The sequence below is a fragment of the Clavibacter sp. B3I6 genome (assembly GCF_030816895.1).
Classification (GTDB): domain Bacteria; phylum Actinomycetota; class Actinomycetes; order Actinomycetales; family Microbacteriaceae; genus Clavibacter.
This window is the reverse complement of sequence record NZ_JAUSYL010000001.1, coordinates 728,380-742,442: the sequence shown is the minus strand read 5'-3', so window position 1 is coordinate 742,442 and position 14,063 is coordinate 728,380. Positions and strand designations below refer to the sequence as shown.

Annotated in this window: 10 protein-coding genes; 8 read left to right on the top strand and 2 right to left on the bottom strand. The window is 75.3% G+C overall.

Translation table 11 applies throughout. The annotated features are described in order from the left end of the window. Nucleotides 1-52 precede the first annotated feature (52 nt). On the bottom strand, nt 53-2,110 hold the full coding sequence (locus QFZ62_RS03445) for a glycogen-debranching protein (protein WP_307501707.1): 2,058 nt from the start codon (nt 2,108-2,110) through the stop codon (nt 53-55). Between the two features lie 18 nt (nt 2,111-2,128). On the opposite strand from QFZ62_RS03445, the gene QFZ62_RS03440 reads away from it, so the two are divergent. The 4 genes from QFZ62_RS03440 to QFZ62_RS03425 all read left to right on the top strand — a co-directional run bounded on the left by QFZ62_RS03440 (nt 2,129) and on the right by QFZ62_RS03425 (nt 8,548). Further along, complete coding sequence (locus QFZ62_RS03440) at nt 2,129-3,337, top strand: cysteine desulfurase family protein (RefSeq protein ID WP_307501704.1); 1,209 nt, start codon at nt 2,129-2,131, stop codon at nt 3,335-3,337. After that, entirely contained in the window at nt 3,334-4,494 is a 1,161-nt protein-coding gene (mnmA, locus tag QFZ62_RS03435) for a tRNA 2-thiouridine(34) synthase MnmA (protein WP_307501703.1), read from the top strand. Before QFZ62_RS03440 ends, mnmA begins: the two co-directional genes overlap by 4 nt. 7 nt (nt 4,495-4,501) lie before the next feature. After that, a complete protein-coding gene (gene ligA, locus QFZ62_RS03430; RefSeq protein WP_307501700.1) occupies nt 4,502-7,054 on the top strand; it encodes an NAD-dependent DNA ligase LigA in 2,553 nt (850 codons plus the stop codon). A 135-nt stretch (nt 7,055-7,189) separates the two neighbouring features. Then, nucleotides 7,190-8,548, top strand: coding sequence for an alpha/beta hydrolase (locus QFZ62_RS03425; protein WP_307501697.1), 1,359 nt, complete (start codon nt 7,190-7,192; stop codon nt 8,546-8,548). A 23-nt stretch (nt 8,549-8,571) separates the two neighbouring features. Here the strand turns inward: QFZ62_RS03425 and QFZ62_RS03420 are convergent, their stop codons facing one another. Then, a complete protein-coding gene (locus tag QFZ62_RS03420; RefSeq protein ID WP_307501695.1) occupies nt 8,572-8,940 on the bottom strand; it encodes a hypothetical protein in 369 nt (122 codons plus the stop codon). 56 nt (nt 8,941-8,996) lie between these two features. On the opposite strand from QFZ62_RS03420, the gene gatC reads away from it, so the two are divergent. Genes gatC through QFZ62_RS03400 form a run of 4 tightly spaced genes read left to right on the top strand, consistent with a single transcriptional unit; the run spans nt 8,997 to nt 14,056 of the window. Beyond that, nucleotides 8,997-9,365, top strand: coding sequence for an Asp-tRNA(Asn)/Glu-tRNA(Gln) amidotransferase subunit GatC (gene gatC / locus QFZ62_RS03415; RefSeq protein WP_307501692.1), 369 nt, complete (start codon nt 8,997-8,999; stop codon nt 9,363-9,365). A 7-nt stretch (nt 9,366-9,372) separates the two neighbouring features. Beyond that, nucleotides 9,373-10,920 carry an Asp-tRNA(Asn)/Glu-tRNA(Gln) amidotransferase subunit GatA gene (gene gatA / locus QFZ62_RS03410; RefSeq protein ID WP_307501690.1) on the top strand — a complete coding sequence of 516 codons (1,548 nt, stop codon included), beginning with the start codon at nt 9,373-9,375 and terminating at the stop codon, nt 10,918-10,920. Then, on the top strand, nt 10,920-12,422 hold the full coding sequence (gene gatB, locus QFZ62_RS03405) for an Asp-tRNA(Asn)/Glu-tRNA(Gln) amidotransferase subunit GatB (RefSeq protein ID WP_307501688.1): 1,503 nt from the start codon (nt 10,920-10,922) through the stop codon (nt 12,420-12,422). The genes gatA and gatB overlap by 1 nt, the downstream gene beginning before the upstream one ends. After that, nucleotides 12,419-14,056 (top strand): ABC-F family ATP-binding cassette domain-containing protein, encoded by a 1,638-nt coding sequence (locus tag QFZ62_RS03400; protein WP_307501685.1) that lies wholly within the window; start codon nt 12,419-12,421, stop codon nt 14,054-14,056. The genes gatB and QFZ62_RS03400 overlap by 4 nt, the downstream gene beginning before the upstream one ends. Nucleotides 14,057-14,063 lie beyond the last annotated feature (7 nt).

Below are 14,063 nucleotides of genomic sequence, written 5' to 3'. Positions count from 1 at the left end.
CGGCGGACGCCCGCCACGGCCGCGGCCGGCCCGGGATCCCGGGCGAGCGCCCTCAGCCGGCGCGGTAGATCCGCAGCGCCGGCCCGTCGACCTCGACCCGGTCCCCGGGCGCGTCGTCCGCGGTCGCGACCTCGGGCCGCTCCCACTCGCTCGTCCACAGCAGCCGCCAGGCGGTCACGCCGTCGTGCGCGGGCAGCGTCACGGCCTGGCGGGTCTCGAGGCCGTGCACCACGACGAGCACGGTGCTCGGCTCCTCGGTCTCGGGGGTGGAGGTGGAGATCCACTGCAATGTGCGCGTGGCCGTCCACTCCCACGCGGCGTCCGTCATGGGCGCGCCGTCCGCGTCCCGCCAGGCGAGCACGGACGCGCTCGGCACGAGCGCGTCGGGGGAGGCGTAGCGCACGGGCCGGAGCGCCGGGTTCTCGCGGCGGATGCGGAGGAGGTGCCGCGTGGTCGCGTGCAGGTCGAGCCGCCACGCGTCCTCGTCCCAGTGCAGCCACGTGGCCTCGTTGTCGAGGCAGTAGCCGTTGTTGTTCCCGCGCTGGGTGCGGCCGCGCTCGTCGCCCATCGTGAGCATGGGGATCCCGGCCGACACCAGCAGCGTCGCGATGAGGTTGCGCGAGGTCCGGCGGCGGGCGGCCAGGACGGCGGCGTCGTGCGTCGGGCCCTCCACCCCGTGGTTCCAGGAGCGGTTCGCGTCCGTCCCGTCGCGGTTCGACTCGCCGTTGCCGCTGTTGTGCTTGCGGTCGTACGAGGTGAGGTCGGCGAGGGTGAACCCGTCGTGGGCCGTGACGAAGGACACCGACGCCAGCGGCCCGCGGTCGGCGGTGAACGTGCCCGAGGATCCGGCCAGGCACGAGGCGAGCGCCCCGACGCCGTTCGGCGCGCGCCCCTGGCGGCGGGCCTCCCCGACGTCGGTGAGCCAGAAGTCGCGGACGCGGTCGCGGTAGCCGTCGTTCCACTCGCTCCACCCGGATCCGAACCCGCCGGTGCGCCACCCGCCCATGCCGACGTCCCACGGCTCGGCGATCATGAGGAGGCCCTGGAGCGCCTCGTCCTCGACGATGGCGCGGAGGAGCGGGTGGTCGGGGTCGAAGTCGACGTGCTCGTCGCGGCCGAGGGTCACGGCGAGGTCGAACCGGAAGCCGTCCACGCCCATCACGTCGGACCAGTGCTCGAGCGAGTCGAGCACGAGGCGCTGCGCGTCCGGCCGGGACAGGTCGACCGTGTTGCCGCAGCCGGTCACGTCGATGGGCGTGCCGTCGGGCGCGTGCCGGTAGTAGCGGGAGCCGTCGATGCCGCGGAGGCTCGTGACGGGCCCGTCCGCGCCCTCCTCGGCCGTGTGGTTGTAGACGACGTCGAGCACGACCTGGATCCCGGCCGCGTGCAGCGCGTCGACCATGCCGCGGAACTCGGCCGCGACGGCATCCGCCCCCGCATCGCGCGCACGCCGGGTCGCGTAGGGCGCGTGCGGCGCCAGGTAGGCGAGCGTGTTGTAGCCCCAGTGGTTGATCCGGCCCTGCGCGCGCAGCCGCTCCTCGCTCGTGGAGGCGTGCACGGGCAGGAGCTCGACCGTCGTGATCCCGAGGTCGACCAGGCGCGCGACGGACGCCTCGTGCCCGAGGCCCGCGTACGTGCCGCGGAGCTCCTCCGGGAGCCGCTCGTCGAGCTTGCTGAACCCGCGGACGTGCAGCTCGTAGAGCACCTGCCGGTCCCGCGGGACGTCGGGTCGCGCGGCCCGGCGGGCGGCCCGCTCCGCAGCGGGCACGTCGCTCGTGACGACCGAGCGCCAGGCGGCGGGGCCGACCTGCACGAGGCCGCGCGCGTACGGGTCGAGGAGGTGCCTCGTCGGGTCGAAGGAGTCGCCGGGCGCGGGGTCGCCGTCGACGCGCACCGAGTACGCCGTGCCCGGGACGAGCCGCGCGCTGGACCCCGTCCACACGCCGCCGTCCCCGCGCTCCATGGCGACGGCCTCGACCACCCGCCGGGGGTCGTCGACGGCCGAGACGGTGAGCTCCACGGCGGACGCGCCGTGGCTGACGAGGCGCAGCGTGCCGCCCTGGTCGGAGAGCGTCAGCCCCAGGGGCTCGGGCGATCCGGGGCGCGGCATGCGACCTAGGGTAGGGGCATGACGGTCTACCTCGACCACGCCGCGACCACCCCGATGCGGCCGGAGGCGATCGCCGCGCTCGCCGGGGCGCTCACGCTGGTGGGGAACCCGTCCTCCATCCACTCGCACGGCCAGGAGGCGCGGCGCGTGCTCGAGGAGGCGCGGGAGCAGATCGCGCGGGCGCTGGACGCGGATCCTGTCGAGGTCGTGCTCACCTCCGGCGGCACGGAGGCGGTGAACCTCGGGATCAAGGGCCTGCACGGCGCGCGCGCGGCGGAGAATCCCCCCCGGCGCACCCGGATCCTCGTGCCGGACGGCGAGCACCACGCCACGGTCGACACGGTCGCGTGGCTCGAGCGCCGCGGCGCTGTCGTGGAGCGGCTGCCGATCGACGCGCTCGGACGCATCGAGGTGGGCGCCGTGCGCGCCGCGCTCGCCGCGGACCCCGCGTCGGTCTCCCTGCTCACCTTCCTGGCCGCGAGCAACGAGGTCGGCACGATCCAGCCCGTCGAGGAGCTGGCGGCGCTCGCCCGCGCGCACGGCGTCCCCGTGCACGTCGACGCGGTCGCGGCCCTCGGGCACATGCCCGTCCCCTTCCGCCGCTGGCGCGACGCGGGCGTCTCCGCGGTGAGCGTCTCGGCGCACAAGGTCGGCGGCCCGGTGGGCGTGGGCGCGCTCGTGCTCGCGCGGCAGGCCCGGGTGGACGCCCAGATCCACGGCGGCGGCCAGCAGCGGCAGGTCCGCTCGGGGACGCAGGACGCCGCCTCCGCCGTCGCGTTCGCCGTGGCCGTCACGCTCGCCGTCGCCGAGCTCGACGCCGAGCGCGTCCGGCTCCGGGCCCTCCGCGACCGGCTCGTGGAGACCGCGCTGCGCGACGTCCCGGGCGCGGTGCTCCGCGGCGACCCGGATCCCGCCGGCCGCCTCCCCGGCAACGCCCACCTCACCTTCGCCGGCTGCCAGGGCGACTCGCTCCTCCTCCTCCTCGACATGGCGGGCGTCTCGGTGAGCACCGGATCCGCGTGCCAGGCCGGCGTGCCCGAGGTCTCGCACGTGCTCCTCGGCATGGGCGTCCCCGAGGACGAGGCCCGCGGCGCGCTCCGCTTCACGCTCGGCCGCACGACCACCGACGCCGACGTCGACGCGCTCCTCGCGGCCCTGCCGGACGCCGTCGCGCGCGCCGCGCGGGCGGGCCTCGCGGGCCGGGCGGCGCGTAGGCTCACGGGGTGAAGATCCTCGCAGCGATGAGTGGCGGAGTCGACTCCGCCGTGGCCGCCGCCCGCGCCGTCGACGCCGGGCACGACGTGACGGGCGTGCACCTCGCGCTCAGCCGGATGCCGGGCACGCTCCGCACCGGATCCCGCGGCTGCTGCACGATCGAGGACTCGATGGACGCGCGCCGCACCGCCGACCTGCTCGGGATCCCCTTCTACGTGTGGGACTTCTCCGAGCGCTTCGCCGCCGACGTCGTGGACGACTTCGTCGCCGAGTACCAGGCGGGCCGCACGCCCAACCCCTGCATGCGCTGCAACGAGCGGATCAAGTTCGCCGCGCTCCTGGAGAAGGCGCTCGACCTCGGCTTCGACGCCGTCTGCACGGGCCACTACGCCGACGTCCTCCCGGGACCCGACGGCGAGCCCGAGCTGCACCGCGCGGCCGCCTGGGCGAAGGACCAGTCGTACGTCCTCGGCGTCCTGACGGCCGAGCAGATCGCGCACTCGTACTTCCCGCTCGGGTCGACGCCCTCGAAGGCGGAGGTGCGCGCGGAGGCGGCGGCGCGCGGGATCCAGGTCGCGCAGAAGCCCGACAGCCACGACATCTGCTTCATCCCCGACGGCGACACCCGAGGCTGGCTCGCCGACCGCGTGGGGGCGGAGCAGGGGGACATCCTCGACAGCGCGGGGGCGGTGATCGGCACGCACGCCGGCGCCGCTGCCTTCACGGTCGGGCAGCGCAAGGGACTCGCGATCGGCACGCCCGCCGCCGACGGGCGCCCGCGGTTCGTGCTGGAGATCCGGCCGAAGGACAACACGGTGGTCGTGGGGCCGCAGGAGGCGCTCGCCATCCGCGAGATCGCCGGGTCCGCGTTCACCTGGGCGGGGACGCCGCCCACGCGCCCGGACCAGCCGTTCGACTGCGACGTGCAGATCCGCGCCCACGCCGACCCCGTCCCCGCGCGCGCCGCGGTGTCGGTGGTCGACGGCATCGTGGAGCTCGTGATCACCCCGCGAGAGCACCTGCTCGGCGTCGCCCCCGGGCAGACCGCCGTGGTCTACGCCGGCACGCGCGTGCTCGGCCAGGTCACCATCGACCGCACCGTGAGCGCCGTCGCCGACGCGCGGCCGCCCGCGCGATCCGAGCTCGTCGGCGCGACGGCGGGGGAGTGACGGGGCCATGAGCGACGCCACCACGACCGGATCCGCCGCCGCCGCCGCGGACGACGCCGTCCCCGCCACCACGCCACCCGACGTCGCGGCCGCGTCCGCGCGCGTCGACGAGCTGCGCGCCGAGATCGAGCGCCACCGCGACGAGTACTACGAGGGCAACGCGAGCACCGTCAGCGACGCCGAGTACGACGCGCTCGTGCACGAGCTCGAGGCGCTCGAGGAAGCGCACCCCGGGCTCCGCAGCCAGGACAGCCCCACCCAGCGGGTCGGCGGCCGCGCGGAGACCACGCTCTTCGCGCCCGTCACGCACGCCGAGCGCATGCTCAGCCTCGACAACGTGTTCAGCGAGGAGGAGCTCGCCGAGTGGGCGGCGAAGGTCGAGCGCGACGCCGGGAGCGGCCGCGTGCGCTACCTCAGCGAGCTCAAGATCGACGGGCTCGCCATCAACCTGCGCTACGAGCACGGCGTCCTCGTCACGGCGGCCACGCGCGGCGACGGCGTCGTCGGGGAGGACGTCACGCAGAACGTCCTCACCATGGGCACCGTCCCCGAGCGCCTCGCCGGCACCGGCCACCCGCCGCTCGTCGAGGTGCGCGGCGAGATCTTCTTCCCCGTCGCCGAGTTCGACGAGCTCAACGCCCGGCAGCTGGAGGTGGGCGAGCGCGTCTTCGCGAACCCCCGCAACGCCGCCGCCGGGTCCCTCCGGCAGAAGGAGGAGGGCAAGACCGCCGCGCGCCTCGAGCTCATGCACGCGCGCATCCGCCGCCTCCGCATGCTCGTGCACGGCATCGGCGCGTGGCCCGTCCGGGAGCTCGAGCGCGACGCGCACGTGTCCGCGCAGTCCGAGGTCTACGGTCTGTTGGCCGGCTGGGGCCTGCCCATCTCCACGCACTTCCGCGTCTTTGACGACATGACCGACGTCGTGGCGTTCGTGCGCCGCCACGGGGCGCACCGCGCCGAGGTTGAGCACCAGATCGACGGCATCGTCATCAAGGTCGACGACCTCGGGCTCCACGAGGAGCTCGGCGCCACCAGCCGCGCGCCGCGCTGGGCCACCGCGTACAAGTACCCGCCCGAGGAGGTCAACACCACGCTCCTCGACATCGTCGTGAGCGTCGGCCGCACCGGCCGGGCCACGCCGTTCGCCGTCATGGAGAAGGTCGAGGTCGCCGGATCCGAGGTGCGCCAGGCCACGCTGCACAACCAGCAGGTCGTCAAGGCCAAGGGCGTCCTCATCGGCGACACGGTCGTGCTCCGCAAGGCGGGCGACGTCATCCCCGAGGTGCTCGGCCCGGTCGTGGAGCTCCGCGACGGCACCGAGCGCGAGTTCGTCATGCCGACGCTCTGCCCCGAGTGCTCCACGCCGCTCCGCCCCGCCAAGGAGGGCGACATCGACCTGCGCTGCCCCAACGCGCGCAGCTGCCCGGCGCAGGTGCGCGGACGGGTCGAGCACGTGGCCTCCCGCGGCGCGCTCGACATCGAGGGCCTCGGCGAGGTCGCGGCGGCCGCCCTCACGCAGCCGCTCGAGCCGGAGGACCCGCCGCTGGAGACCGAGGCGGGCCTCTTCGAGCTGACCATGGCCGACCTCGTCCCCATCACGGTCGTCGTCCGCGACGCCGAGACCGGCATGGTCAAGGTCGACGAGAGGACGGGCGAGGCGAAGCGGGTCACCCCGTTCCGGCGCCGCCGGCAGAAGCGCGACGGCGCGTTCGACCCGGCCGCGCCGTGGGGCGACGCGGACAGCGTGCCGTCGAAGTCGGCCGAGGTGCTGCTCGAGAACCTCGAGAAGGCGAAGACGCAGGACCTCTGGCGCATCCTCGTCGCGCTCAGCATCCGCCACGTCGGCCCGGTCGCCGCGCGCGCGCTGGCCGGCTGGTTCGGCTCGCTCGACGCGATCCGCGCCGCCAGCCGCGAGGAGCTCGCGGCCGTCGACGGCGTGGGCGGCATCATCGCCGACGCCCTGCTCGACTGGTTCGAGGTCGACTGGCACCGGGAGATCGTGGAGCGCTGGGAGGGGGCCGGCGTCGTCACCGCCGTCCCCGGGCACCCGGGGCCGGGTGCCGCGGCGGCCGCGGGCGGCGTGCTCGCGGGCCTCACGGTCGTCGCCACCGGATCGCTCGAGGGGTACACCCGCGAGGGCGCGCTCGAGGCGATCATGGCGGCCGGCGGCAAGGCCGGGTCCAGCGTCAGCAAGAAGACGCACTACGTCGCCGCCGGCCCCGGCGCGGGCTCGAAGCTCGGCAAGGCCGAGGCGCTCGGCGTCCGCATCATCGACGCCGCCGAGTTCCGCCTGCTCGTGGAGCAGGGGCCGGATGCCATCGCGCTGCCCGAGGCCGAGCCGGCGGATCCCGCGACGGCGGCGGCGGACGACGCCGACGCGACGGCCGAGCCGAAGCCGAAGCGCGCGCGGAAGCGGAAGGCTCCGGCGGACGCCGTACCGGAGACGGCGGACGGCGATGCGGCCTCGGGCGGCACCGACCCCGACCTCGACGCGGAAGCCGACCGGTCCGCGACGGTCGCTCCGGACGAGGCGGCGGGCGGCAGAGCCGACCCCGCCTGATCCGGCCTCCCGAGGCGCTCCCCGCGCCGATAGCATGGGGGAGCGCGTCGGCGCAGGGCCCGCCACCCTCCGGCGCCGGTCCGCCCGCGCCGGGTCACTGGGGGCTCTCGAACCGTGTCGTCTCGCGTCCGCGTGATGCTCATCGCCTCGGCCATCGCCTGCGGGCTGGTCGGGTCCGTCGTCGTGCCCGCCGCTCCGGCGGCGGCGGCACCCGGTCCGCCCGCGGTGCTCGCGGGTCCGGACGCGGCGGATCCCGCGACGGGCGCGCACCTGCCGAGCTCGGCCCGCGTGGTGGCGCAGCTCCGCGACGCCGGCGTGTCCGACGCGGCGCTCCGCGGCACCTCGCCGGTCGCCCTCCTCGGCGCGCTCCCGGCGCTCGACGTCCCCGACCTGCGCCGCCTGGCCCGGGCGATCCCCGACACCGTGCGCGAGCTCATCCGCCGCCCGCCCTCGGTGTCCGGCGTCGTCGCCTGGTGGTCGGCCCTCGCGCCCGCCGAGCGCCGTGCCCTCGCCGAGGGCATGCCCGAGCTGGTCGGGAACCTCGAGGGGGTCCCGTTCGCCGAGCGCGACGCGGCGAACCGCCGCTACCTCGACCAGCGGGAGCGCGAGCTGCACGCGACGGCGGCGGCCACGCCGGGGCGCGGGGCGCAGCGCGCGCTCGGGCGGGACCTCCGGCTGCTCGCGCAGGTGCGGGAGGCGCTCGAGCCCCAGCCCGGCGGTCCCGCGCGCTCCCTCCTCGCGTTGGACGCGGCGTGGCCGGGCCGCGCCGGCGTCGTGATGGGCGACCTCGCGACCGCGTCCTACGTCGACATCGTCGTGCCCGGCATGTACTACTCGGTGTCCGACCGCCTCGTCGACTGGACGGATGTCGCCGCGCGCCTCCAGCAGCAGCAGGCGACGCTGCTCGGCAGCGGCAGCGGCAGCGGCAGCGGCACGGGTGCGGCCTCCGTCGCCTGGATCGGCTACCGCACGCCCGACCTCCTCGGCATCGGCACGCTGGACCTCGCCGAGGAGGGGGCGGCGTACCTGGAGGGCGCGATCCAGGGGATCCAGGGCCTCCGCCGCGAGGATCCGCCGCACCTCGCCGTCATCGCGCACTCCTACGGCTCGACGGCGGCGTTGCTCGCGCTGTCGAGCGGCCGGGCCGCCGTGGACGCGCTGGCCGTCGTCGGCTCGCCGGGCGGCGGCGTGCGCACGGCGTCCCAGCTGGCGGTGCCCGCCGGCCGCGTGTTCGTCGGCCAGGCGCCGTGGGATCCGGTGGTCGGGTCGAGCTGGTTCGGCTCGGACCCCGGCAGCCCGCGCTTCGGCGCGGAGGGCTTCGACGTGGGCGGCACGCCCGGATCCGCGGGCGTCTCGGCCGAGGGCGGCCTGCAGGGCGTCGTCGGGCACAACAGCTACTTCGACCACGGCACCGAGTCCTTCCGGAACCTCGCGCTCATCGGCATCGGCCGTCAGGTGCTCGACGACGTGACCACGGCGGCGATCGGACGCTAGCGCCCGCGACGGCGCGCCCGGCGTCAGCGGCGGCTGCGCTCCGCGTACTCCAGCCGGACCCCGTCGCCGCCGCTCGCGACCAGGTGGCCGTCCTCGACCTCGAGCGAGGAGACCTGCACGAGGTCCCGGAGGCAGCGCGCCTCCCGCCCGTGGTCGCCGCAGGGGAGCGTGCCCGGGGCCACGCCGGCGAGCATCCCGTCGCCGGTGTCGCCGATCGGGCCGCGGTAGTCGTCGCAGGGGCCGCGTCCGCTGATCGCGCCGCCGCCGACGCGCATCGTGACCAGCGCGTCGCCCACCCCGAGGTCGCCCGCCGCGTCCGTCCCGGCGACGAGCGGCAGGACGCGGGGGCGGCCGGATCGGCGTCGGGCGGGGATCCGGGCTGCGGTGGGCACGGGGGTGACGCCAATAGAATCTCCCGGTACCCCCGCACACAGTCCTTTGGAGACGCATGCCCGACACCCGGCCCGAGCCCGCCGACGCGACCAGCGGGGACGAGACCCCCCAGGCGACGACCCCCACGGAGCAGATCAGCCGGGAGCAGGTGCAGCACCTCGCCGGCCTCGCCCGGATCCGCCTGAGCGACGAGGAGATCGACACCCTCACGACCGAGCTCGGCCTCATCGTCGAGTCGGTCGCGAAGGTCACCGCGGTCGCGACGCCCGACGTCCCCGCCACGAGCCACCCGATCCCGCTGGTCAACGTCTACCGGCCCGACGTGCCCGGCGAGACCCTGACCACCGCGCAGGCCCTCGCCGGCGCGCCCGAGCACGACGGCAGCCGCTTCAAGGTGTCGGCGATCCTCGGCGAAGAGCAGTAGGAGCACCATGACCGACGACCTCACGCGCCTCAGCGCCTCCGCCCTCGCCGACCGCCTCGCCGCCGGCGACGTGTCGAGCGTCGACGCCGTGCGCGCGCACCTCGACCGCATCGACCACGTCGACGGCGACGTCCACGCGTTCCTGCACGTCTCCGGCGAGGCCGCCCTCGGGCGCGCCGCCGAGATCGACGCGCAGCGCGCCGAGGGGGCCGCGCTCGGCCCGCTCGCCGGCGTCCCCATCGCCATCAAGGACGTGCTCTGCACGATCGACATGCCCTCCACCGCGGGCTCGCGCATGCTCGAGGGCTGGACCCCGCCCTACGACGCCACCGTCGTGCAGCGCCTCCGCGCCGCGGGCCTGGTGCCCCTCGGCAAGACCAACATGGACGAGTTCGCGATGGGCTCCTCCACCGAGCACTCCGCGTTCGGCGCCACGCACAACCCGTGGGACCTCGACCGCATCCCCGGCGGCTCGGGCGGCGGATCCGCGGCCGCGGTCGCCGCGTTCGAGGCGCCGGTCGCGCTCGGCTCCGACACGGGCGGATCCATCCGCCAGCCGGCCGCCGTCACGGGCTCCGTGGGCGTCAAGCCCACCTACGGCGGCGTGAGCCGCTACGGCGCGATCGCGCTCGCCTCGAGCCTCGACCAGGTCGGCCCCGTGTCGCGCACGGTGCTCGACTCGGCGCTCGTGCACGACGTCATCGGCGGGCACGACCCGCGCGACTCCACGTCGCTCACCGACGCCTGGCCGTCGTTCGCGGAGGCCGCCCGCGCCGGCCAGCGCGAGGGATCCGTGAAGGGCCTCCGCATCGGCGTCGTGAAGCAGCTCGACGGCGAGGGCTTCCAGGCCGGCGTCACGCAGCGCTTCCGCGAGGCGCTCGCGCTCCTCGAGCAGGCCGGCGCCGAGATCGTCGAGGTGTCCGCCCCGAACTTCGAGCACGCCATCGCCGCCTACTACCTGATCCTCCCGGCGGAGGCGTCGAGCAACCTCGCGAAGTACGACTCGGTGCGCTTCGGCCTCCGGGTGAACCCGCCCGGCGGCGGCACGGTCGAGGACGTCATGGCCGCGACCCGCGAGGCCGGCTTCGGTCCGGAGGTCAAGCGCCGCATCATCCTCGGCACCTACGCCCTGAGCGCCGGCTACTACGACGCCTACTACGGCAGCGCGCAGAAGGTCCGCACGCTCATCCAGCGCGACTTCGACGCCGCGTTCCAGCAGGTCGACGTGCTCGTCACCCCGAGCGCGCCCACGACGGCGTTCAAGCTGGGCGAGAAGCTCGACGACCCGCTGGCCATGTACCTCAACGACCTCACGACGATCCCCGCGAACCTCGCGGGCGTCCCCGGCATCGGCCTCCCCATCGGGCTCGCGCCCGAGGACGGGCTGCCCGTCGGGATCCAGTTCATGGCGCCCGCCCGCGAGGACGCGCGCCTCTACACGGTCGGCGCCGCCCTCGAGCAGATCCTCGAGCGGCAGTGGGGCGGGCCCCTGCTCGCCCAGGCACCCGAGCTCGCGCGCGCCGCGCGCCGCACCACGGACGGAGACACGCACTGATGGCCAAGGCCGAGTTGATGGACTACGAGAAGGCCATCGAGATGTTCGAGCCCGTGCTCGGGTTCGAGGTGCACGTGGAGCTCAACACGCGCACGAAGATGTTCTCCGACGCGCCGAACTTCTTCGGCGGCGAGCCCAACACGAACATCACGCCCGTGGACCTCGGGCTGCCGGGCTCCCTGCCCGTCGTGAACGAGCAGGCCGTGCGGTACTCGATCAGCCTGGGCCTCGCGCTCGGCTGCGAGATCGCGCCGAGCTCCCGCTTCGCCCGGAAGAACTACTTCTACCCGGACCTCGCGAAGAACTACCAGATCAGCCAGTTCGACGAGCCCATCGCCTTCCGCGGCTCGGTCGAGGTGGAGATGCCCGACGGGCGCATCGTCACGGTGCCGATCGAGCGCGCGCACATGGAGGAGGACGCCGGGAAGCTCACGCATGTGGGCGGCGCGACGGGCCGCATCCAGGGCGCCGACCACTCGCTGGTCGACTACAACCGCGCCGGCGTGCCGCTCGTCGAGATCGTCACGGACATCATCTACGGGGCGGAGGGCCAGGCCCCCGAGCTCGCGAAGGCGTACGTCTCGACCATCCGCGACATCGTCGTGGCCCTCGGCATCTCGGACGCGAAGATGGAGCGCGGCAACCTCCGCTGCGACGCGAACATCTCGCTGAGCCCGCGCGGATCCGGGAAGCTCGGCACCCGCACGGAGACGAAGAACGTCAACTCGCTCCGCTCCGTCGAGCGCGCCATCCGCTACGAGATCCAGCGCCAGGCGGCCATCCTCGCCTCCGGCGGCACCATAACGCAGGAGACGCGGCACTGGCACGAGGACACCGGCCGCACCTCCGCCGGGCGCCCGAAGAGCGACGCCGACGACTACCGCTACTTCCCGGAGCCCGACCTGCTGCCCGTGCAGCCGAGCGCCGAGCTGATCGAGGAGCTGCGGGCCGCGCTCCCCGAGTCGCCCGCGATCCGCCGCCGCCGGCTGAAGGCCGAGTGGGGCTTCACCGACCTGGAGTTCCAGGACGTCGTGAACTCCGGGCTCCTCACCGAGCTGGTCGGCACGGTGGAGGCGGGCGCCGCCCCGCAGGCGGCGCGCAAGTGGTGGACGGGCGAGATCGCCCGCATCGCGAACGCCCGCGGCGTGGACGCGGCGACGCTCATCACGCCGGAGCAGGTCGCGTCCGTCATCGAGCTGGTCGAGGCCGGCACGCTCACCAACCGCCTCGCGCGCGACGTGATCGAGGGCGTCATCGACGGCGAGGGCACGGCCCAGGAGGTCGTGGACGCCCGCGGCCTCGCGGTCGTCTCCGACGACGGCCCGCTGATCGAGGCGATCGATGCGGCGCTCCAGGCGCAGCCCGACGTGCTCGCGAAGATCCGCGACGGCAAGGTGCAGGCCGCCGGCGCCGTCATCGGCGCCGTGATGAAGGCCATGCGCGGCCAGGCGGACGCGGCCCGCGTCCGCGAGCTCGTGCTGGAGCGCGCGCAGGCCTCGTGACCGCCACCCTCGTCGCCCGCGGCCTCGCCGGAGGCCACGGGCACCGCACGCTGTTCTCCGGGCTCGACCTCACGGTCGCGCCCGGGGACGTCGTCGGGCTCGTCGGCGCGAACGGCGCCGGCAAGAGCACGCTGCTGCGCCTCCTCGCCGGCGTCGACGCGCCGCAGGACGGCCGCGTGCTGCTCTCGCCCGCCGACGCGTTCATCGGCTGGCTGCCGCAGGAGCACGAGCGGATCCCGGGGGAGACCGTCGCGGGCTACGTCGCCCGCCGCACGGGGTGCGCCGAGGCCTCCGCCGAGCTCGACCGCACGGCCACGGCCCTCGGCGAGGGCCTGCCCGGCGCCGACGACGCGTACGGCACGGCCCTCGACCGCTGGATGGCGAGCGGCGCGGCCGACCTGGACGAGCGCCTCCCGGCGACGCTCGCGGAGCTGGGGCTCGACCTCGATCCGGCGCTGCCGACCGCGGGCCTCTCCGGCGGCCAGGCCGCCCGCGTCGCCCTCGCCGCGCTCCTCCTCAGCCGCTTCGACGTCGTGCTCCTCGACGAGCCCACCAACGACCTCGACCTCGACGGGCTCGCGCGCCTCGAGGCCTTCGTGCGCGGCCTCCGCGGCGGCGTCGTGCTCGTGTCGCACGACCGGGAGTTCCTGGCGCGCTGCGTCACCACGGTCGTCGAGCTCGACCTCGCGCAGGACAGCGTCCGCGTGTACGAGGGCGGCTACGACGCGTTCCTCGAGGAGCGCCAGGTCGCCCGCCGCCACGCGCGGGAGGCGTACGAGCAGTTCGCGGACACGAAGGCCGACCTCGTCGCGCGTGCCCGCACGCAGCGCGAGTGGTCGTCGCAGGGCGTCCGGAACGCGATGCGCAAAGCGCCCGACAACGACAAGATCCGCCGGAAGGCCTCGGCCGAGTCCAGCGAGAAGCAGGGCCAGAAGGTCCGCCAGATGGAGAGCCGCATCGCCCGCCTCGAGGAGGTCGAGGAGCCGCGCAAGGAGTGGGAGCTCGCCTTCACGATCGGGCAGGCGCCGCGGTCGAGCGCCGTCGTCGCGACGCTCCGCCAGGCGACCGTGACCCGCGGCGGCTTCACCCTCGGCCCCGTGTCGCTGCAGGTCGACGGCGGCGACCGGATCGGGATCACGGGGCCCAACGGCGCGGGCAAGTCCACGCTCCTCGGCCTCATCCTCGGCCGCCTCGCGCCCGACGGCGGCGAGGCGTCCCCCGGGCGCAGCGTCCAGGTCGGCGAGATCGACCAGGCGCGCGCGTCGCTGCGGGGCGACCTGCCCCTCGCCGAGTCGTTCGCCGCGCAGGTGCCGGACATGGCGCCCGCCGAGGTCCGCACGCTGCTCGCGAAGTTCGGCCTGCGCGCCGACCACGTGACGCGCGCCGTGGACGGCCTGTCGCCGGGCGAGCGGACGCGCGCGGGACTCGCGCTGCTGCAGGCGCGCGGCGTCAACCTGCTCGTGCTCGACGAGCCCACCAACCACCTCGACCTGCCCGCCATCGAGCAGCTCGAGCAGGCGCTCGACTCCTACGACGGCACGCTGCTGCTCGTGACGCACGACCGGCGGATGCTCGACGCCGTGCGCCTCGACCGGCACTGGCACGTCGAGGCGGGCCGCGTCACCGAGTCGTGACCGGGCC

Coding starts and splice junctions, on each gene's coding strand:
- gatA (WP_307501690.1), top strand. CDS start 9,373: ATGACCGACGACCTCACGCGCCTCAGCGCCTCCGCCCTCGCCGACCGC.
- QFZ62_RS03445 (WP_307501707.1), bottom strand. CDS start 2,110: ATGCCGCGCCCCGGATCGCCCGAGCCCCTGGGGCTGACGCTCTCCGAC.
- gatB (WP_307501688.1), top strand. CDS start 10,920: ATGGCCAAGGCCGAGTTGATGGACTACGAGAAGGCCATCGAGATGTTC.
- gatC (WP_307501692.1), top strand. CDS start 8,997: ATGCCCGACACCCGGCCCGAGCCCGCCGACGCGACCAGCGGGGACGAG.
- ligA (WP_307501700.1), top strand. CDS start 4,502: ATGAGCGACGCCACCACGACCGGATCCGCCGCCGCCGCCGCGGACGAC.
- QFZ62_RS03440 (WP_307501704.1), top strand. CDS start 2,129: ATGACGGTCTACCTCGACCACGCCGCGACCACCCCGATGCGGCCGGAG.
- QFZ62_RS03425 (WP_307501697.1), top strand. CDS start 7,190: ATGCTCATCGCCTCGGCCATCGCCTGCGGGCTGGTCGGGTCCGTCGTC.